This window comes from Litoreibacter arenae DSM 19593 (assembly GCF_000442275.2).
Classification (GTDB): Bacteria; Pseudomonadota; Alphaproteobacteria; order Rhodobacterales; family Rhodobacteraceae; genus Litoreibacter; species Litoreibacter arenae.
Genome location: NZ_KE557306.1, coordinates 1 through 20,054, shown reverse-complemented (window position 1 = coordinate 20,054; position 20,054 = coordinate 1). Strand labels below are relative to the sequence as shown.

The 20,054-nt window shown below is 58.6% G+C and carries 18 protein-coding genes and 2 pseudogenes; 14 read left to right on the top strand and 6 right to left on the bottom strand.

Annotation, left to right across the window (positions count from 1 at the left end):
- Positions 1-19 precede the first annotated feature (19 nt).
- Positions 20-1,345 (bottom strand): ABC1 kinase family protein, encoded by a 1,326-nt coding sequence (locus THALAR_RS00135; RefSeq protein ID WP_021099415.1) that lies wholly within the window; start codon positions 1,343-1,345, stop codon positions 20-22.
- A 63-nt stretch (positions 1,346-1,408) separates the two neighbouring features.
- On the opposite strand from THALAR_RS00135, the gene trmD reads away from it, so the two are divergent.
- Positions 1,409-2,209, top strand: a complete 801-nt coding sequence (gene trmD / locus THALAR_RS00130; protein WP_040817387.1) for a tRNA (guanosine(37)-N1)-methyltransferase TrmD — start codon at positions 1,409-1,411, stop codon at positions 2,207-2,209.
- Here the strand turns inward: trmD and THALAR_RS00125 are convergent.
- Positions 2,206-3,234, bottom strand: coding sequence for an NADP-dependent oxidoreductase (locus tag THALAR_RS00125; protein ID WP_040817385.1), 1,029 nt, complete (start codon positions 3,232-3,234; stop codon positions 2,206-2,208). The genes trmD and THALAR_RS00125 overlap by 4 nt on opposite strands.
- Positions 3,235-3,588: 354 nt before the next feature.
- On the opposite strand from THALAR_RS00125, the gene rplS reads away from it, so the two are divergent.
- The 3 genes from rplS to THALAR_RS00110 all read left to right on the top strand — a co-directional run bounded on the left by rplS (position 3,589) and on the right by THALAR_RS00110 (position 5,471).
- Positions 3,589-3,963: a 50S ribosomal protein L19 gene (gene rplS / locus THALAR_RS00120; RefSeq protein WP_021099412.1), complete on the top strand. Its 375-nt coding sequence runs from the start codon at positions 3,589-3,591 to the stop codon at positions 3,961-3,963.
- A gap of 11 nt (positions 3,964-3,974) precedes the next feature.
- Positions 3,975-4,196: a 50S ribosomal protein L31 gene (rpmE, locus tag THALAR_RS00115; protein WP_021099411.1), complete on the top strand. Its 222-nt coding sequence runs from the start codon at positions 3,975-3,977 to the stop codon at positions 4,194-4,196.
- 462 nt (positions 4,197-4,658) lie between these two features.
- Entirely contained in the window at positions 4,659-5,471 is an 813-nt protein-coding gene (locus THALAR_RS00110) for a division plane positioning ATPase MipZ (protein ID WP_021099410.1), read from the top strand.
- Here the strand turns inward: THALAR_RS00110 and THALAR_RS00105 are convergent.
- On the bottom strand, positions 5,468-5,680 hold the full coding sequence (locus THALAR_RS00105) for a hypothetical protein (protein ID WP_169788505.1): 213 nt from the start codon (positions 5,678-5,680) through the stop codon (positions 5,468-5,470). The genes THALAR_RS00110 and THALAR_RS00105 overlap by 4 nt on opposite strands.
- A 706-nt stretch (positions 5,681-6,386) precedes the next feature.
- Here THALAR_RS00105 and THALAR_RS00100 point away from each other — a divergent pair.
- The 10 genes and pseudogenes from THALAR_RS00100 to THALAR_RS00055 all read left to right on the top strand — a co-directional run bounded on the left by THALAR_RS00100 (position 6,387) and on the right by THALAR_RS00055 (position 17,502).
- Positions 6,387-6,668, top strand: a complete 282-nt coding sequence (locus THALAR_RS00100) for a DUF4212 domain-containing protein (RefSeq protein ID WP_021099408.1) — start codon at positions 6,387-6,389, stop codon at positions 6,666-6,668.
- A 3-nt stretch (positions 6,669-6,671) separates the two neighbouring features.
- On the top strand, positions 6,672-8,471 hold the full coding sequence (locus THALAR_RS00095) for a sodium:solute symporter family protein (protein WP_021099407.1): 1,800 nt from the start codon (positions 6,672-6,674) through the stop codon (positions 8,469-8,471).
- 60 nt (positions 8,472-8,531) lie between these two features.
- Complete coding sequence (locus tag THALAR_RS00090; protein ID WP_021099406.1) at positions 8,532-10,346, top strand: DUF294 nucleotidyltransferase-like domain-containing protein; 1,815 nt, start codon at positions 8,532-8,534, stop codon at positions 10,344-10,346.
- 31 nt (positions 10,347-10,377) lie between these two features.
- Complete coding sequence (locus tag THALAR_RS00085; RefSeq protein ID WP_021099405.1) at positions 10,378-10,899, top strand: hypothetical protein; 522 nt, start codon at positions 10,378-10,380, stop codon at positions 10,897-10,899.
- 1 nt (position 10,900) lies between these two features.
- Positions 10,901-12,298 carry a 3'-5' exonuclease gene (locus THALAR_RS00080; RefSeq protein ID WP_021099404.1) on the top strand — a complete coding sequence of 466 codons (1,398 nt, stop codon included), beginning with the start codon at positions 10,901-10,903 and terminating at the stop codon, positions 12,296-12,298.
- A gap of 421 nt (positions 12,299-12,719) precedes the next feature.
- Positions 12,720-13,766: an IS110 family RNA-guided transposase gene (locus THALAR_RS00075; protein WP_021099403.1), complete on the top strand. Its 1,047-nt coding sequence runs from the start codon at positions 12,720-12,722 to the stop codon at positions 13,764-13,766.
- A gap of 314 nt (positions 13,767-14,080) precedes the next feature.
- A pseudogene (locus THALAR_RS00070) lies at positions 14,081-14,301 on the top strand (transposase); the annotation flags it as partial.
- Positions 14,302-14,497: 196 nt separating this feature from the next.
- Complete coding sequence (locus THALAR_RS00065; protein WP_021099401.1) at positions 14,498-15,550, top strand: DUF4123 domain-containing protein; 1,053 nt, start codon at positions 14,498-14,500, stop codon at positions 15,548-15,550.
- 2 nt (positions 15,551-15,552) lie between these two features.
- Positions 15,553-16,197, top strand: coding sequence for a hypothetical protein (locus tag THALAR_RS00060; RefSeq protein ID WP_040816893.1), 645 nt, complete (start codon positions 15,553-15,555; stop codon positions 16,195-16,197).
- 3 nt (positions 16,198-16,200) lie between these two features.
- Complete coding sequence (locus THALAR_RS00055) at positions 16,201-17,502, top strand: T6SS phospholipase effector Tle1-like catalytic domain-containing protein (protein ID WP_021099399.1); 1,302 nt, start codon at positions 16,201-16,203, stop codon at positions 17,500-17,502.
- A 311-nt stretch (positions 17,503-17,813) separates the two neighbouring features.
- Here the strand turns inward: THALAR_RS00055 and THALAR_RS18735 are convergent.
- From THALAR_RS18735 to THALAR_RS00040, 3 genes and pseudogenes are all read right to left on the bottom strand, one after another.
- Positions 17,814-18,444: pseudogene (locus tag THALAR_RS18735) on the bottom strand (tyrosine-type recombinase/integrase).
- Between the two features lie 274 nt (positions 18,445-18,718).
- Positions 18,719-19,726 (bottom strand): ABC transporter substrate-binding protein, encoded by a 1,008-nt coding sequence (locus tag THALAR_RS00045; RefSeq protein WP_021099397.1) that lies wholly within the window; start codon positions 19,724-19,726, stop codon positions 18,719-18,721.
- Positions 19,705-20,013 (bottom strand): sensor histidine kinase, encoded by a 309-nt coding sequence (locus tag THALAR_RS00040; RefSeq protein ID WP_040816886.1) that lies wholly within the window; start codon positions 20,011-20,013, stop codon positions 19,705-19,707. Before THALAR_RS00040 ends, THALAR_RS00045 begins: the two co-directional genes overlap by 22 nt.
- Positions 20,014-20,054 lie beyond the last annotated feature (41 nt).

Genomic DNA, 20,054 nt, shown 5'->3' with positions numbered 1-20,054 from the left:
GAAGCAATGATGGGGCAGCCTAGCGGTATGGGGCGAGAAGGCGCGTCATGTCGATGCGTGCCTTGAGGCGCGAAGCGAGCAGATATGTTCCCGCGAGTTTGCGTTGGATGAACATCATCTCGACAGGTGGCGGCGTCACAGGCAGATCACCGGATCGGGCAAAGTCCATCCCTGCCGCGCGCAGGCGAGCGGCGGTCGTGTCGGTGGCGAAATCTATCGGAACAGTCGCGCGCAGCGGAGCGAAGGCGAGTTCCATCATATCCAGCATACGCAACTGATGATGCTTGGCGGTCGTCGCTTCCCAGTAGCCCGTCGCGATGGCCGCTTCGCGCATGTCTTCCCGCGTCCCGTGGAGCCCTGCCCCCAGCAGGGCGCGAAGGTTGTCGACCAGCGTCGCGGGCAGTTCGCGCGTCGCACCGAAGTCGAGCAGGACCAGCTTGCCCGTGTTCCTGTCATAGCGGTAATTGGCGAAATTCGGGTCGCTCTGGATGAGGCGGAACTCGAAAATTTCGCGAAGCGTCAGGGTGATGAGGCGCGTCATCACATCGTCGCGCAAGGCCTGCGGTGCATCCGCGAGCGTGTCTATCGCGTCGCCGGGAGTGTAGCTCATGGCAAGGATGTCGGGCGTGGTCAGATCGGGGTGGAGTGTCGGCACGGTGAAGCCTTCATCCCCCGCCAGCAAGGTCGCGAAGCGTGTTAGCATGGTGCCTTCCCTGAGGTAGTCAGCCTCATCGTGCAGCTGGCGACGGGCCTCTTGCAAAAGAGGTTTGATGTCGAGGCCACGGGGCAGCAGGCCCGACATGCGGATCAGCGTGGCGACGTTCGACACATCGGCGTCGATGCTGCGGCGCACGCCGGGATATTGCACCTTCACCGCCAGATCGCGCCCGTCCATGGTTGTGGCGCGATGCACCTGCCCGATGGAGGCGGCGGCAAGGGGTCTTACATCGAAGCTCTTGAACCGTTTGAGGAAATCCGGCCCCCAGTTGGCGACGAGTACCTTCTTGAGCTGCGTGGGCGGCATGAAATGCGCGTCGGCACGAAGCTGGGCGAGGATCGCTGCCAGTTCTGGTGGCAACAGGTTGTCGGCCTCCATCGACATGAGTTGGCCCATCTTCATGGCCGCCCCGCGCATCTGGGCAAGCTGTCCCGTCAGCCGCGACGCGTTGGCCGGAGTGAGCAGCAGATCAGCCACTTGCGGACGCTTGCCGGACAATAGCTCGCGCGACCCGTTGAGGGCCGCCGACCCGGCAACACCTGCGGCGAGCCCGCCGAGCCGCGCCAGACGGGACAGGCGGCTGTCCGGCACCGCCAGACCGCGCGGGGTGTGTTTGAAGCGCGTCATGGAAAGGAAGCTAGCACGGGATCGCGCTTTGCAAAGGCGCACGGTTTGGCGTAGATGGCGCGGATGAGCACGCCGTCGAAATCCCATGGTCGCAAGACCATCGCCGCCTCCCTGACCCCGCGCGACTTGATGGCGGAACCCACCCGCTTGAAAGGCGCGTGGTGCGCCAAGATCGTGACATTGTTTCCGGAGGCCTTTCCGGGCGTGTTGGGGGCATCCTTGACGGGCAAGGCGTTGCAGGAGGGCAAATGGACGATCGACCCGATCGACCTGCGCATTTTCGGCGAAGGCAAGCACCGCAACGTGGACGACACACCTTACGGCGGTGGCGCGGGCATGGTGCTGCGGGCGGATATCGTGGGCAAGGCACTGGACTTTGCGGCCCGTGGCACGTCTGAGCGGGCCAAGTGGCCGGTGATCTACCTGTCGCCGCGCGGTGCGCCGTTTACGCAAGCCAAAGCTGCGGAATGGGCGCAGGCGGATGGGATCACACTGCTGTGCGGGCGGTTTGAGGGCGTCGACCAGCGGGTGTTGGATCACTACGAGATTGAGGAAGTTTCTCTTGGTGACTTCGTGCTGACCGGCGGCGAGATTGCGGCGCAGGCGATGATCGACGCCACGGTGCGGCTGTTGCCTGATGTGCTGGGCAACGCGGCGTCGACCGAGGAGGAGAGTTTCTCCGACGGGATGCTGGAGCATCCGCAATACACCCGCCCCGCCGAATGGCGCGGGATGGGGGTGCCGGAGGTGCTGACCTCCGGCGACCATGGCAAGGTTGCGGATTGGCGGCGTGCGCAGTCGGAAGCGCTGACCAAAGCGCGCCGGCCCGATTTATGGGCCAAGCGCGAGGGTGGCGAAGGCTAGACCTTCACCACCATTTTGCCGAAGCTGCGACCTTCGAGCAGGTCGTTCAGCGCCTTCGGCGCGTTCTCCAGACCCTCGACCACCTGCTCCTTGTATTTAACCTTGCCGTCTTTGAGCCACTGGCCCATGTCACGGGCGAATTCCTTGTAGGTGTCCGGCCCGAAGCTGTCGAAGATGATGAAGCCCTGCACCTTGACCTTCATGCGCAGGATTGTCCCCATGATGACCGGCCCCATGTCCGGGGCGTCCGGCAAGCCCGGCAGGTTGTACCAAGCCACCATGCCGCAGACCGGCATCCGTGCGAACGGGTTGAGCAGCGGCAATACACCGTAGAGCACCTTGCCGCCGACATTCTCGAAATAGACGTCGATGCCGTCGGGGCAGGCTTGTTTCAACTGGTCGGCGAAGTCGTCTGCCTTGTGGTCGATGCAGGCATCGAAGCCGAGGTTGTCGACCACATGGGCACATTTCTCGGGACCACCGGCGACACCCACGACGCGGCAGCCCTTGAGCTTGGCGATCTGGCCAACGGTGGCGCCTACGGGGCCGGAGGCGGCGGCGACCACGACGGTTTCGCCCTCTTTCGGCTCACCGATTTTCAACAGGCCCGCATACGCGGTGTAGCCGGGCATACCCATGATGCCCAAGGCCCAGGACGGATGGTCGGGGTCGGACCCGAGGTTGAGCACCTGCGTGCCGTCCGACACCGCGTAGTCCTGCCAGCCGCTGCCCGCCAGCACGTAGTCACCTTCAGCGAAGCCTTTGACGTCGGAGGTGACGACTTGTGCGACCACCTGCCCTGTCATCACCTCGCCCAGCTTGACCGGCTCGGCATAGGACTTGGCATCGTTCATCCGGCCGCGCATGTAGGGATCGAGCGACAGGTAGACCGTGCGGAGCAGCATTTCGCCCTTGCCTGCGGTGGGAATATCGGCCTGCTCCAGCCGCAGGGTGTTGTCATCCGGCAGGCCCTGAGGGCGCTCTGCCAGAACGATACGGCGGTTGGTGGTGTCTGATTGTGTCATGTCGCGCTCCTGAGGTAAGGTTCCTTCAAGGATGGGCCGCACGGGACCGGTCTTCAACCGTTCCGCTGCGAAAAGGCCGAATTTAGGCGCGGGCGGCGATGGCCGCTTGATCTGGGGGGCGATCCCTCCTATACCCCGCCAATCTGGAATCAGAATACTGACCGGAGCCTTTGTTTCATTGACCATCTGATGCGCTTTCTTCGGCGCCTGCGGCAGATGCGGAAGCGGCGGCATATAAGCAACGACGACCTGATCTCTGGCGGGCGCTACGGCGGACCCGGAAGAAGACCGAGAGCTCTTGGGACGCGAGACACATTCACCGGGCAAACCGGGATCATATAAGGAGCGTTTCAGATGAACCTGATCGCAGAATTGGAAGCGGAACAAATCGCCGCTTTGGGGCATGACATCCCCGACTTCAAAGCGGGTGACACCATCCGCGTGGGCTACAAGGTGACCGAGGGTACCCGTAGCCGTGTTCAGAATTACGAAGGCGTCTGCATCGCCCGCAACAACGGCACCGGCATCGCCGGCTCGTTCTGCGTGCGCAAGATTTCCTTCGGTGAGGGTGTGGAACGTGTGTTCCCGCTGCACTCCACCAACATCGACAGCATCACCGTCGTGCGCCGTGGCCGCGTGCGCCGCGCCAAGCTGTACTACCTGCGTTCGCGTCGCGGCAAGTCCGCCCGTATCGCAGAGGATTCCAACTACAAAGCGCCCAAGGCGTAAGGGGAACCGTCATGAAAAAAGATACTCATCCCGAATATCACGTCATCAACGTCAAAATGACCAATGGCGACGTTGTGCAGATGAAATCAACCTGGGGCGCCGAAGGCGACCAGCTGTCTTTGGATATTGATCCGTCCGCGCACCCTGCATGGACCGGCGGCAACCAGCGTCTGATGGACACGGGCGGTCGTGTTTCCAAGTTCAAGAACAAATACGAAGGTCTGGGCTTCTAACCCCTGCCTCTCTTGTATCGCAACAAAAGCCGCCCTTGTCCGGGGCGGCTTTTTTCGTTGCACACACCAAACGCCGTGTCAGGCGGACCTGACACGGGTTGGAGGGCGCTCTGTCTGGGAATTTCCAACGTAGCGCGCCCCGAAGGGCGCCGGACGGGGATTTCCCCCGCATCCTCGCCGGTTTTTCCGGCGGAGAGGGGTATTTAGCCCCTGTCTCATGCATGATTTTCGGATGCCCCCAGTATCCTTGCAGACCTGTGACAGCCAGCAACGAGGGGGCCCGGAACCATTTGGGATCGACGTCGATATGCGGGGGTTTACGCCTCGAATGTTTACGCGCGCTTAACCTTGCGTTCGCAGCCTGCAAACTTTGCGGCAGTTTCGCTTCCCCTCGCCCCGCCGCGTGCTTATAACCGCCCCGAACCCCGGCAAGGGGACACGCACTAGAATACGGGACAGAACATGGCCGCGCATATTATCGTCTTTGGCAACGAAAAAGGCGGATCGGGCAAATCCACCAACTGCATGCATGTGGCCACCGCGCTTGTGCGGGCGGGTTTCACGGTGGGGGCGCTTGATCTGGATTTGCGACAGCGCAGCTTCTCGCGCTATTGCGAGAACCGGGTCCGGTTCTCGAAGAAGAACGGCTTGAGCCTGCCCTGCCCTGAGATCGTTGAACTACCGGAGGTCGATCCCGCCAGCCTTGGCGCGGGGGAAAACATCTATGACCGCCGTCTGACCGAGGCTGTGGCGGGGATGGAAGGCCGGTTTGACTTCATCGTCATCGACTGCCCCGGCTCACACACGCGGTTAAGTCAGGTTGCGCACTCATTGGCCGATACGCTGGTGACGCCGCTCAATGACAGCTTTATCGACTTCGACCTGCTGGCGCGGATCGAGCCGGAAACACAAAAGATCATCGGCCCCTCGGTTTACGCCGAAATGGTCTGGCAGGCGCGCCAGCTACGCGCGCAGGCGGGACTGACGCCGATCGACTGGATAGTGGTGCGCAACCGCGTCGGCACCCAGCGCATGCATAACAAGAAAAAGATCACCGACGCCGTGGAGGCCTTGGCCAAGCGCATCGGTTTCCGCGTGGCGCCTGGCTTTTCGGAGCGAGTCATTTTCCGCGAGTTGTTCCCACGCGGGCTTACGCTGCTGGATCTGGGTGATCTGGGGGTCAAGAACCTCAACATCTCGAACATTGCAGCCCGTCAAGAGGTCCGCGAGTTGGTCAAATCGCTGCGCCTGCCCGGCGTCGAGGTGAATTTCTAGCCGCCGGTCGGCACGTCGCTGTTTGAGGCGACCTGCCGTTGCCGATGTTTCAACGCCTGCAAACTGTCGTCCGCCACTTGCGTCGGGACAGTACCCGGGATGAGCGCCATCAATGCCGGACTAGATGTGATGTGGGATGCCAGTGTGGCGGCCAAGCCGGTATAGACTTGGCCCCGTTCCAGCTTTCCAGAGGCCAATCCGATAAACATCATCGAACTTGCGGCGAGGGTAAACGCAAAGAAAAAGAGCTGTAGTCTGTTGAATATTCCGGCAAGCACCCTCATCCGCGCCCCCGTTGGTCGGAGCGGTCGGGCGATGTGACGTTTGGCGATACGGGCATAGGTCAGTCTTTCGCGAGTCGGTTTAACGCGAGGTAAAAGTCGCAGGCGATTGAGGCATTTCTCGGGCAAATGGCTTCAAACCGGACAAGTCGTGTCTGATTCTTCGTGACGAGCGCGATCCCCACACCCGTTCCGGAGCCTTAAGAAATATCGCGTACGCCGCTTGTCCGGCTAACGAGAACAGCGACGTTACCCTACGTTAACTATCAAGGCCTTGACCTTGTTCGGATTTTCCGCACCGGTAGCAAGGAAATTTACAAAATATTTGAGATGCGGACAGTTTGTTTACAAAATTACCACCTAACCACAAAGAGATAGTTACTCATGAAAAACCAATCGGATAAAAGAATTTACTAAGGGGGCCGTTTTCCATTTGTCGTTCTGTCCGGTTTCGCCCTCTCGAGTATGATCTTGAGGAAAACCGCATGACACCAAGCCACGCATTTGCAGACGACACCGCATTTGTTGGCGACACCGATGCGACACCGGATGGTTGGCGTCACCCTGTTGAGGCCGGACATCGCGGTCGACACGCGCGAGCAAGATATAACGATCACTAAAGGAGGAGCGCCAAATGGCGGATCTAAAACCAACGACCAAAGCGGCCCGGGACGGCGACGGCTACTGGTCGGCAAACATTCGTATCATCTACATCAGCCTTATCATTTGGGCACTGGTCTCCTTCGGCTTCGGCATTCTGCTGCGCCCGATGCTTGCCGGTATTCAGGTCGGCGGGACTGATCTGGGGTTCTGGTTCGCCCAGCAGGGTTCCATTCTTGTCTTCCTCGCGCTGATTTTTTTCTACGCGTGGCGCATGAACAAGCTGGATCGTGAATTCGGCGTGGAAGAGGACTAAATTATGGATCAGTTTACAATTAACCTGCTGTTTGTCGGCGCGTCTTTCGCGCTCTACATCGGCATCGCGATCTGGGCCCGTGCGGGCTCCACGTCGGAATTCTACGCTGCCGGTCGCGGCGTGCATCCGGTCACTAACGGCATGGCGACGGCAGCGGACTGGATGTCTGCGGCGTCGTTTATCTCCATGGCGGGTCTGATCGCCTTCACCGGCTACGACAACTCGTCCTACCTGATGGGCTGGACCGGCGGCTACGTGCTTCTGGCGCTGCTGTTGGCGCCGTACCTGCGCAAGTTCGGCAAATTCACCGTCTCCGAGTTCATCGGCGACCGGTTTTATTCCCCGACCGCGCGTCTGGTGGCGGTGATCTGCCTGATCGTGGCCTCGACCACATACGTGATCGGCCAGATGACCGGCGTGGGTGTGGCCTTTGGCCGTTTCCTCGAGATCTCCAACACCTCCGGTCTGCTGATCGGTGCATGTGTGGTGTTTGCATACGCCGTGTTCGGCGGCATGAAGGGCGTGACCTACACGCAGGTGGCGCAGTATGTCGTGCTGATTCTGGCCTACACGATTCCGGCCGTGTTCATCTCGCTGCAACTGACCGGCACGCCGATTCCGGCTTTGGGCCTGTTCTCCGAGACTACGGCTACCGGTGGCGAGAGCAGCGTCTACCTGCTGCAAAAGCTTGACCAGATCGTGACCGAGCTTGGCTTCGCCAGCTACACCGAAGCACACAAGGACAACCTTAACATGGTGTTGTTCACATTGTCGCTGATGATCGGTACCGCAGGTCTGCCGCACGTCATCATGCGCTTCTTCACGGTGCCGAAAGTGTCCGACGCTCGCTGGTCTGCAGGCTGGGCTCTGGTGTTCATTGCGTTGCTGTATCTGACCGCCCCTGCGGTTGGCGCCATGGCACGTCTGAACATCACCGAGTTGATGTGGCCAAACGGCACCAGCGGCGAAGCCGTTTCGATTGAAACGATCGAAACCGCGCCTGAGTATGACTGGATGCTGACCTGGCAGAAGACCGGTCTTCTCGACTGGGAAGACAAAAACGGCGACGGCAAGATCCAGTACTACAACGACGGATCCGACGCGATGGCCGAAAAAGCTGCGGCGAATGGCTGGGAAGGCAACGAGCTGACCAACTTCAACCGTGACATCCTTGTGCTGGCGAACCCCGAGATCGCAAGCCTGCCAAGCTGGGTAATTGGTCTGGTGGCCGCTGGTGGCCTTGCGGCCGCGCTGTCGACCGCTGCCGGCCTGCTGCTGGCGATTTCGTCGGCGGTGTCGCATGACCTCGTCAAAGGTGCGATCAACCCCGGCATTTCCGAGAAGGGCGAGCTTTTGTCCGCCCGGATCGCGATGGCGGTGGCGATTGCGGTGGCGACATGGCTGGGGCTGAACCCACCGGGCTTTGCGGCGCAAACTGTGGCGCTGGCGTTCGGGCTTGCTGCGGCCTCGATCTTCCCGGCGCTGATGATGGGGATTTTCTCCAAGCGCGTGAACAACGTGGGCGCGGTTGCGGGCATGTTGTCGGGTCTGGTCTTCACGCTGGTCTACATCTTCCTGCATAAAGGCTGGTTCTTCGTGGCAGGCACCAACTCGTTCCCCGACACGGTCGACGGCTCACTGTTCGGGATCCAGTCCACCGCGATCGGTGCGATCGGTGCAATCATCAACTTCGCGGTGGCTTATGCTGTCTCGATGTCGACGAAAGACACCCCGCAAGACATCAAGGACCTTGTCGAAAGCGTGCGTGTGCCAGCAGGCGCAGGCGCTGCGGTCGACCACTAAACCCAGCGGGCTGGCGGAGACACTTCGCCAGCCCGACACCTTCCGAGCAAGGACATCCCCATGCCCGACGAGCGCCTGTCTTTCCTGTCGCGCCTCCACCCCTACAACCTGCTTTCCGACGCGGAGCGCGAAATCCTTGCGACGCAGGCGAAGTGGATATCGGTAGCCGCAGGCGACGACATTTACCGGCGTGGCGACGTGCTGGAAGGCCTCTACATCATCGTAGACGGCAAGGTCACTGTAACCGACCAGAACGACAACACCATCTCGCTGCTGGAGCGGGAAAACTCTTTCGGCGAACGCGGATTGCTGCGCGACGGCATCGCCGTCACCTCCGCAAAAGCAGATAGCGACACCCGGCTGTTGTGTCTTTCCCCCGCCACCTTCCATCAGTTGCGCGAGGACCACGACGCCTTTGCGCGCTTTTTCAACCGCTCTCGCGCGGACGCCAAGCCACCATCGGGACTGGCCAGCGTGCTGGTGGACCGCCTCATGGTCGCGCCGCCCGTCACCTGCCCGCCGGACACCACTATTCGGGAAGCCGCACAGATGATGCGGGACAGGCACATCTCGTGCCTCTGCATCTGCGAGGGCGACGTTCTGACGGGTATCGTAACGCTCCGCGACCTATCGGGAAAAGGGCTGGCGGACGGGCTTGCCTATGAGACGCCGGTTCAGGATATCATGACGCGAGACCCGCGGGTTTTGCCGCCCTCTGCTCTTGGCTCCGACGTTCTGCACATGATGATGGAGCACCGGCTGGGCCATTTGCCGATTGTGGCATCCGGCAAGCTGGTCGGCATCGTCACCCAAACCGACCTGACCAAGTTTCAGGCGTCCAATACCGCCGGTGTGGTGTCGGATGCGGCGGTTGCCGCAGACGCCAACGCGCTTCGTGATGTTACGGCCCGCATTCCCGACTTGCTGGTGCAGCTGGTCGCGGCTGGCAACCGTCATGATGTCGTCACCCGCATGATCACCGATATTGCGGACGTGGTCACCCGCCGCCTGCTGCATCTTGCCGAGGAGAAGTTCGGCCCGCCCCCCGCCCGCTATCTGTGGCTGGCCTGCGGCTCGCAAGGGCGTCAGGAGCAAACAGGCGTGTCGGATCAGGACAACTGCCTGATCCTTGAAGACGGGCTGAGCGACGACGCTGCGGCTTATTTCGAGCCGTTCGCGCAGTTCGTCAGCGACGGCTTGAACACCTGCGGCTATGTCTATTGCCCGGGCGATATGATGGCGACCAACCCGCGCTGGCGGCAACCCCTGTCAGTCTGGCGTGACTACTTCAGCGGATGGATCGCCAATCCCAGCAAGGAGGCGCAGATGCTGGCGTCGGTCATGTTTGACCTGCGGCCCATTGGCGGCGACACGTCCCTTTTTGAAGGCTTGCAAGCTGATACCCTGCGCGCGGCGGCGGGGAATTCCATATTCACCGCACATATGGCGAGCAACGCCCTGACCCACGCCACGCCGCTGGGCCTGCTGCGGGGCTTTGCCACGGTCCGCTCCGGCGAGCATCGCAACACGATCGACATGAAACTGAACGGTGTCGTCCCCGTCGTTGACCTTGGCCGCATGTACGCCCTTCAAGGCCAATTAGACGCGGTCAACACCCGTGCGCGGCTGGAAAGCGCTGTCGCGCGCAAGATCGTCAGCGAAAGCGGTGGTCAGGATTTGCTGGACGCCTATGATCTGGTGGCGCAGACCCGTCTGGAGCATCAGGCCAAACAGATCAAACAAGGCAAGGCGCCGGATAACTACCTGTCGCCTGCGTCCCTGTCCGGCTTCGAGCGCAGTCATTTGCGCGACGCGTTCGTTGTCATCAAGACCATGCAGTCTGCACTGATGCAGGGGCGCGGTATTCTCGGCTGATCTGTCGAGGACACAAAGGAAGGAAGAGGCCATGTTCTTCGAGCTGATCGGAACACTCGTTGCCGGTGCCGCGGTCGCGCTGATCGTTTGGGCCGTCAACCGCACCTTGAAAGGCCGCCTGCCCTCATGGCTGGTGCCGGTCTCGGCTGGCGCTGCGATGCTGCTCGCCACGATTTCCAGCGAATATAGCTGGTTCTCGCGCACGCAGGCGTCGATGCCCGGCGGAATGGTCGTTGCCGACAAGGTGGAGGAGCGTGTGTTCTACCGCCCGTGGACCTATGCCAAACCCTTCGTCAGCCGCTTCGTCGCAGTTGACCGCGCAAGTCTGCGCACTCATCCAGAGCAGCCCGAGCAGAAACTCGTCGATCTGGTGTTCTATGGGCGCTGGACGCGCACCGCCAAGATACCCGTCCTGTTCGATTGTGCCGCCGGAAAGCGTGCCGACATCGTGGACGGCATCGAATTCGGCGATGAGGGGGAAGTCACGAATGCGCAATGGCGCGATCTGTCCTCCGAAGATCCTATCTTGAGGGCTGCTTGTAAGGAGACCTGAAATGAAAAGCCTCAGCCTCAGGCTTCGCGTGTTTTTGTTCTTCTGCCTTATTGCATCGGGCAGTACGGCAGTCGCGCTTGTCGGGCTTTGGCTTGGATACCGGCAGCTTGGCGACCCTGCGGCGATGTCTGCCTTCATGACCAGCGCGATCGTATCTGGGTTCGGCATATCGGGCCTCGTCGTGCTGATCTGGCTGCTATTCGACGAAAATATCAGCAAGCCCATCGAGTCGATAACCGCCCTGATGCGCCTGCGCGCCCACACGGACGTCGCGGCCGGTATGGATGAAAGCAAGGCCCGATACCTTGGCGATCTTGCTCCGGCAGTTACAGCATTCCACCAGAAGCTGGCGGCATCGTCACAGGCGACCTCGGAGGCCATCGCGCGGCAGACCGAACGCCTCAAGCGACAACGCCAGCAGCTTTTGCAAATTCTGTCAGACATTCCGATTGCCGTGATCGTTGCAAAAACGGATCATCAGATCGTGCTGTATGATGGACAGGCTGCCGCGCTGATGGAAAAGGAAGCGCCAGCGCGCCTTGACGGCTCGGTCTTCGACTATCTTGAGCGGGAGGGGATCGAGCGAGCGCTGGAGCAAGTTAAGCAACACGAAGCGCGCCGCATTGAAATCGCGTTGAAAGGGCATTCCGGGGCGCTGTATTCAGGACATATCCGGCTACTCGGTGAACGCGGCGACTACACTTTGATGCTGGAGCCGCTAAGTCCCGACGCCGAGCGCCCGCTGGTCTATGATTTCGACCTGATGAACAAGCAGCGGTCTTCGGCGTTGGACGACACCGCCCTGCGCGATCTTTGCTTTGTTGTGTTCGACAGCGAGACGACGGGCCTCAACCCCGAAAAGGACAAGGTCGTGCAGCTTGGCGCGGTTCGGGTGATAAATGGCAAGCTGGTCCCCGGAGAGGTGTATGACAGCCTGATCAATCCCGGTGTGCCGATCCCTGCCAGTTCCACCAAGGTTCACGGAATCGATGATGCGATGGTCGCGGATGCGCCGGATTTTGCGCAGGGCTGCCGCGCGTTTCACCGCTTTGCCAGCGACGCGGTCATCATCGCGCATAACGCCCCCTTCGACATGGCGTTCATTCATCGGCAGGCCAAAGACCTTGGCCTGTGCTTTGACCATCCCGTGCTGGACACCGTGCACCTGTCGGCAATCGTGTTCGGCGGCTCGGCGGAGCATACGCTGGATGCGCTTTGCGAGCGGCTCGACATTGTTATCCCACCCGAGAAGCGCCACACCGCGTTGGGGGATGCTCTGGCAACCGCAAAAGTGCTGGTCGCGCTATTACCCATTCTGGAAGCCAAAGGCCTGACCTCGCTGGGCGCGCTAAAATCCGAGATCCGCAAGCACAGCCGCATCCTGAAAGTGCAGGACTGAAGGTCGATTTTTAGTGTGTCGCCTTCTCAATGCTTCACTAAGGGCGACAAAGCCAAAGCGCTTATTCGGTCGCTGGCAGAACTAGCCAGCCATAACGGTGTGTTGGATGTCGCTGTGCCGCGCCCCCGCAATTATCAGTCCCATCGTTCGTCTCCTTTGCTGTAATAAATGCTATCAAAGGAGCGGCATCAAACCGTGACGGTCCACAGTGCACCTGAACAACGTCCTTGGCCAAATCCAGGCCCACGGTCTTTACTGTCATTGGGTGGCTCCTTTCCTGGCAGTCGATGACAACTGCACTTTGGCACATTCGATGCCGGCGGAGCAGGAGCCATCCACCTCATCCGCTATTGGGATGTACCGGCTACTTCACCCAGCAGGTTAGGCTTGACCTATTTCACCTGCAGATAGGATAAGTAGCATGGCGAAGACAACATTTGATGAGCTGATGTCGATTGGCATTGATATCGGTAAGGACATATTCCACATCGTGGCATTCGACCCCGAAGGCCATCTGGTAATGCGCAAGCAGATCAAGCGATTGGCGCTGGTTGCGACGTTTGATAAGCTGCCCCGGTCCGTGGTCGGCATGGAGGCGTGCCTGAGTGCGCGTTTTGTCAGCCGTACACTACGCAAGATGGGCTTCGAGCTGCGGATCATTCCTGCGATCTACGTGAAGCCTTTTATTAAAGGACAGAAGAACGATTACAACGATGCGGAGGCAATCGCCGAAGCGGCATTGAGGCCAAACTTGCAGACTGTTCCTGAGAAGAACCAAGAGCATCTCGACCTTCAGGCGCTTAATCGCGTTCGGTCACGCCGGACGGCAACGATCAACCAGATCCGCGCGTTTCTGATTGAGCAAGGCATCACGGTGCGCAAAGGGCTGAGGGCGTTGAAGAACTCGTTTGAGAAGATCCTGGAAGAGCGCAAGGACGAGGTATCACCGCGCATGCGGGAAATCCTGATTGGCCTCTATGGTGCTTGGCTGTGGCTGGATGATCGCATTGACACTGTCTCGAAGGAAATCGAGCAGATCAGCCGAACCGAAGAGAACTGCGTCAACGTCATCACGATCTCTGGCATCGGGCCAATGATCTCGACGGCCATGGTTGCCGCAATTGGAACGGGTGAAGCGTTTGGCCGAGGGCGCGACTTTGCGGCCTGGGTTGGCCTGATACCACGCCAATACAGCAGAGGCGGTCGCACCGTCCTCGGACGCATCACCAAGCGCGGCAGTTGGTATCTGCGAATGCTCTTCGTTCAAGCCGCCAAGGTCATACTGATGCGAACCAACCGATGGCCGGACTTCAGCTTCGGCGCCTGGCTGACTAAAGCGGCAGAACTGATGAACCGAAATAAGCTGGCGGTCGCCCTGACTAACAAGCTGGCAAGGATGGCCTGGAGCATACTTCGACACAAGACGGCGTTTGACGCGCCACGAGACGAGGCCGCTATCGGCGTTTAAAACGGATCGACCCATAGGAGTTTGCGACTGACATAATGCATGGAACGGAACAATTACGCCCCTGAGTTTGACGGCCCATTCGGTCATCTTTGACCTTGCCGCTAATTAGACCACGGCGCGTGCGTAACCCCAACAAGGCCACGACCCGCGTGTCGACCAGTAGGCCGGATACATATGAGCGACTTCCGAGAACATACGAGAAATCATTTGCGAACGGCAGCCGGTACATACAATTGGACCGGAGGAGGACCTGTTTGAGGTGCAATTTGGATTTGTAGACGCTTTGCCCCCTACTTTAAAGCGAGGAGGCCGACATGGGCACAAGCAATTGCAGCGACGAGTTCAAGCGGAAAGCGGTGCATCAGATCACGGTGCGGGGGTATCCGGTTCGGGAGGTTTCGCGGCGCTTGGTCGCGAGCAGGCATTCCCTTTGCAAATATGTGAAGCTGTTCGGGGAGACGATGCGGAAGCTCGGTGAGATCATGAAGTTGAGAACCGGCAATTGAAGCGCGAGCTGGCCGGCGTGACGGAGAAGTGACACGTGGCACAGGAGGCTGCAAAAGAACCGGAATGGGTGAAAAAAAGCTGGAGCGCCACAGGAAACCAAACGGGAAACCCATCGCGACCGAGGGTCCGAAGCCATCGGTCACGCAGTCGATGAGGGTTGCACTGCGCCCCTCATACGGTACCATATCCGCATTACATTATGTAGCATTACATAGGCAGCAGCATTGAACGCGAATACCGACGTAAACGATTACTGGACCCAACAATGCAGCGATCCGGAAACACCGTCAGAGCCTTTTCTTAGCTTTAAGACCATCGAAGGCGTTGAGCCACTTGATGCGCAGTTTGGCGTGGCGAGCCCGAAGACCGTGCCAGATGTGCTCTATGATCTGTTGTTTGGCCAGCCAAAGCAGACAGAGAGTGAGCTGGAACCAGTCAGGGGCAACGCCACAAAGGCGTCGCCTCTGTACACCCACGCCATCCTCGACGCCACGAAGGTCAGCAACCTCCCCGAGTTACTGGCGGCTTCCGGCTTGGAGCACCGCTGCCTGTTCAAGGGTGAAGCCTACGAGGACATGAAGGACGTGGCGCCTTGGATTGTTCGGCTGGAAGACGGCCACGGTTTCACTTGCAGCCTTTTCACTTGCTCAGACGCGCCTTGGCACCTTTGGAACAGTGCGCCGGGGATCTATTTCCGCTCGAGCGGCAAGCTCGATGAGTTGTGGGGACATTTCCGCAAGTTCACGAAGGTGCAGGATGACGACGGAAAGTGGTTTTATTTTAGGTTCTGGGAGCCCTCCATGTTTTTCGGTCTCGTCGAAAATGCAACCGCGATCGCCACACAGATTTGCGCTCCGCTACACTCTGTCGTAGCTCCCATGGACGCACATACGGTCGGCCACGTCCTAAATCCTGAACCGAGTTTCGAGCGGCCTGAGCGACCGGTTCTATCGACGCAGACTAAAATTGTTCTCTCAAAAGTTCGCCGACACAAGATGCTGATCGACATAGCGGAAGATATCTATTTGAGTGAAACCGCTGCGAAAAGCACAATCGACTGGCCTAGCCAAAGGGATCAGACGGTGAGGCGAGGCACGCATGCGCTTCAAACCTATGGGCTGCGAATGCGCAAATCGCTGCACAGCTACCTGATGATCCGCAATGCCATGCCAGAGGTGTTTGACGATAACGCTCTGCAGATAAATGAAATCCTTATGACATCCGACTCTGAATCTACTAAGTTAGACAGATTGATCAGCTATTTGAGAACTGTTTGATTATGACTTTTTCTCGTTTGACTTTGGTGACGACGATATGGGTTTGCGTGGCCTTGAGTGGTCAGGGGATGTCGCGTAGCAATGTGCCTGCGACGGTGGTGCTTGAAACTGGCGCATGGCGTGCTTGGCCGGTAATCTACCAGTTCACCATCAACAATTTGACGATTGGGTTCGTAAATGATGCCCTCAGCGGTGCTGATAAGATTCCACCAACGGATGGTGCATCTTACATAACGACCGTGCCTCGCCTGAAAAGCCCGCGTAGCTATATACTGGACACCACAGTCAATTGGACCGAGCTGTCCACGGGTCGTCATTATGCTACTGATTTCGAGGTCGATGAAAATGCCTATAGTTGGTTCGACGGTGAGGGAGTACCGCTATATGTTACGTTTGGGCAGCACGGCGCATTTACGGTGCGCACCCTGTCAAAAGCCCGTGTAATAGGACCCGTCACAGACGCGATTGCGCTGGATGATCTGGACATCATCGCGCAAGGCTGCGCTCAGCGAACGGCTACAAAGGCGTGGACGGAGGAGCGGCTTAAGATGCAATTACAACAGGTATTTGCTCATGATGCTGCATTTGTTGAAAAGCATCGGGGCGATCCACTTCCGGCACCGCAATGCCCTGATCCGGGCAGATAGCAGATGGCAGATGGATCCAACCCGAATTCTGTTCTCGATTACGCTCAAGCCGTCAACGCGGATAGCTCGACAAGTGCGAACGCACAGGTGGATGCGGCAGTGTCGACCTGCCCTGATGTTGCGCTGAATTTCGGGGTCTTTTTCGACGGCACTTACAACAACCGCGCTAATGTCGCCTCCTTTAGTGCCGGCACCACGATGCAGACCGGCGGAAGTTACGACAATTACATCACCAATGTGGCCCGGCTGAGCGAGCTGTATTTCACCAGAGACAATGATGTCCCTAATAGCTGTGGCAATACTGACGAAGCCTATCGTTCTGTCTATATAGACGGGATTGGGACCTCTGCGGGGCAGTCAGATGATGGGGCTGCTGCCGCAACTGGGTTTGGCAAATACGGGGTTGAAGAGGCTATCCGGAACGCCACCGCAAGGCTGGAACGGGCAACTAAGGAGTTTGGCGGGATAGATGCAATCCGCTCCATCAAATTTGATGTGTTCGGGTTTTCACGTGGGGCCGCCACCGCGCGCATCTTCGCCAATCTCATTGCCGCTGGTGAGGTTCCAAATGCGCAAGTGCGCTTCTTAGGGCTTTACGACACCGTCGGCTCCTTCGGTATCCCAGGCAACCAGCTTGAAATGTCGCCCCAGGATGAGGCACGGTATTATGCTTGCTTCATTCCTTCGATCCGGCTGCAGCTGAACCAGCGGTGTCATACTGTGCCCACAAGCGACACGCTTGATATGGAAGTCAGGACCAACTCCGCCGAACACGTCTACCATATCGTCGCCGACGACGAATTCCGTGCCTTCTTCCCGTCATCCAGCGTAAAGCCCAGCCATGGCGTCGAGGTAATTATGCCCGGAAATCACGGCGATATTGGCGGCTCCAGCCCGCCCGCGAAGTTTTTCGAAGAGACAATGAACCCACCACGTTTCCTGCGCGACCGTGGATATTGGGATACTGCTTACCGCCAAGACATCGCTCCCACCAACAACGTCGATCGCCTGATGCGTAACTGGGATCACAACTATCGCCGCATGATTGAGCCGGGCATCTGGACGGTCGGCTATACGGCGATGCTCGCGCGTGCTCGGCAGGCAGGTGCGCCTTTGCGCGACGCCCCGGTCGAGGTTCCACCTGAACTGCACACCTTGACGAAGACCATGATTGGCGGCGGTAGCCTGCCCGAAAGCGCACGCCGTCCGATCCGAACTAAATTCGTGCGCATGTCGCATGACGGTATTGGATCCAACATGCTGGACATCAATAACGAGCGCGAAAGCTACCCAAACCAACCTTAACCTCGTCGCTGTCTCGCATCTGGGCTTATTCGAATTTTTGAGACACTAACGATCGATATCGCCGGGTCCACTGCCGCTCGTTTGTGCCGCCCTTTTCCTTGACACGTGTAGTCAACCACATGGCCCTAAGAAACATTTGCGGCAACACCCAATTGGTTCAATCAGGAGTTTGCCCAAGAAGACTTGGCTTGTTCACCAGCAATGGCGAACCCGCGTTAATAATAGATGTCTGCTTCGGGGAAGCCGCGCTGTATCGTTGGATATCTTGGCGAAAGGCCGGCTTGGGCCGCCCGTGTGGGCGGTCCAAGATTTCAGATTTCAATGGCTTCCGCGATAGCCAGTGCATCGTCAAGCTCGACGCCGAGATACCGGACCGTGCTATCAATATTGGTGTGACCAAGGAGTAGCTGCACGGCTCGGAGATGTCCCGTCCTTTATAGATCTGCGTAACCCTAGTGCGACGCATCGAACGGGTTTTATAGGCCGTCGCTTCAAGGCCGAACGAAGTTACCCAGTCTCGAACGATCCGTGCGTATTGCCTTGTCGAAATGTGAAGTCGCTCATGAAACCGGCCTGGCCAAAGATATTCGGATCCGACCATCAGCTCGTCTTCCATCCACTTATCAACTGAGGCCCGGGTGCCTTCCGAAATTTCGAAGCGGACTGGTTTCTGCGTTTTGCTTTGCAGAACAGAAGCGCGCTCTTTGATTTGACCCGACGCCATGACGTTGACCACTTCATCTTCACGAGATTGCAACCTCGAAGTTTGCTGTCGTTTGCCATGTTGAACATGGCCAGGTCGCGGTGGTTCTCCGCCAGCTCCAGTCTCACGCGGATCGCCCAGACATGTTTCGGTTTCAGTGGTCGCTCTTGTCCAACGAGCCGGCCTTTGTTCCAAGCTGGGCGCAGAGCCCGAATGGCAGGTAAATTTGGTGTTTCCATGACTTATCCTCCGATCCGCCATGCCCTCCCACAACGACAACCCGACGTTGACCAGGCCAAAATATCACATGGTGCTGCGCCGCTTCTAAGGTCCGTTGCGAGCCCAATGTAACGAATGCTGCGTCGCGCTCAGATGTCGGCTTCGCGCGGGAAGCCAACATTTGCGGCGGGTGCAACGAATTGGCCAGATGCAGGATGATTTCACTTAAAACGGGAGTGCTCGCCGAAGCGGCGTTGCTCAATGTCTGAGGCTGCTCAATCTGGCAATGTGATCCTATTCAACCTGCACAATTGCGTCCTCCCACTGGCGGACGAAGGCTTCTCGTTTCATTTGATCCAAATATGTCATCAAGGCGGGGTCCAGGTTGATCGTTCGTTGTGTTCGAAAATCCTGGGATCCCGATAGCGGCGGCAAGGGAAAAACGCGCGGATCAGCTATCGATTGAAGCTGCAAGAGATGACGAACGAAGAGATCCGCGCGTTGTGGGTCTGGCGCAGCGGTGGATGCAAGAATTGTCCGCATCATAGTTGTCGGAAATTCCGACGGCAGGATGACAATCAGGTCATCGGATGTCTCAGCCTGCGCCCGCGCGTAGCTGCCCAGAACGTTGTAGGCCATTATCAAATCGCCCGTCCGCAGATCGTCAATCATCTGTCCCGAACAGCAGTACAACTTCGCACCAACGCGCGCCATCACTTCCGTCAAACGCCAGTAAGTCTCGGTGGCGCGGGCATCTTGCGTTGCAAAAAGATAGCCCAAGCCCGACTGCCGTACATCATAAGTGCCAACCCGCCCGTGAAATCGGTCTGGGTAGTCGCGCATCAACTGGATCAAGTCTTGTCGGCTGCCTGGAACAGGAAGGTTGTTGAAGGCCTGGCGATTGAGAACAATCGCAGCAGGTTCGGAAGTGAAGGCGAACAGGCTGTCGTGCCATTGTGCCCACTCGGGGTGGTCAACGTTCAAGACGGGTTCTGAAAACCCATCGTTCGCCAGCTTCAGCTGCAAGTCCATTGCGCTCGAGATCACAATGTCGAAATCCTCTGGCGCGGCGCGAAACAGCTGATCAATGTCCACTGTTCCCGTGACGAGATACTCGACAGAAGTATCCGGCGTCACCGCAATGAAATTTTCGATGATTGGTGCGAAAAACGATGTGTTCGTGCTGGACAGAATGCGCAGAGCTGGGCTGCTTGAAGTTCCGAATATCTGGCGGTCTTCCCATTCTTGCGTGGCGCCCGCAAACGGAAGCAAGAGCGCGATCAGAAATAAAAGGTAACGCATGCGCCGCCCTCAGGTGTGTTGCTTAGGTTCATCTCACCGCCATGGGCGACGGCAACTTCCTGTGCAATCGTCAGCCCAAGTCCCGACCCGACTTTGTTGTCAATGCCCTTGCCGCGCACGAAACGCCCCGAGAGTGTCTGAACTTCATCGGCTGCGAATCCCGGGCCCTCGTCCATGACGCTGACGGCCAAACGAGGTGCGCCCGAGACCTTAACCGTAACGACCGTTTCGTCAGGGGCATATTTGAGAGCATTGTCTATAAGGTTGCGCATCGCGTTCTGCAGCAAGATGTCCGTCTTCAGAGATAATGGTCTTCAGAGCGGCCTGA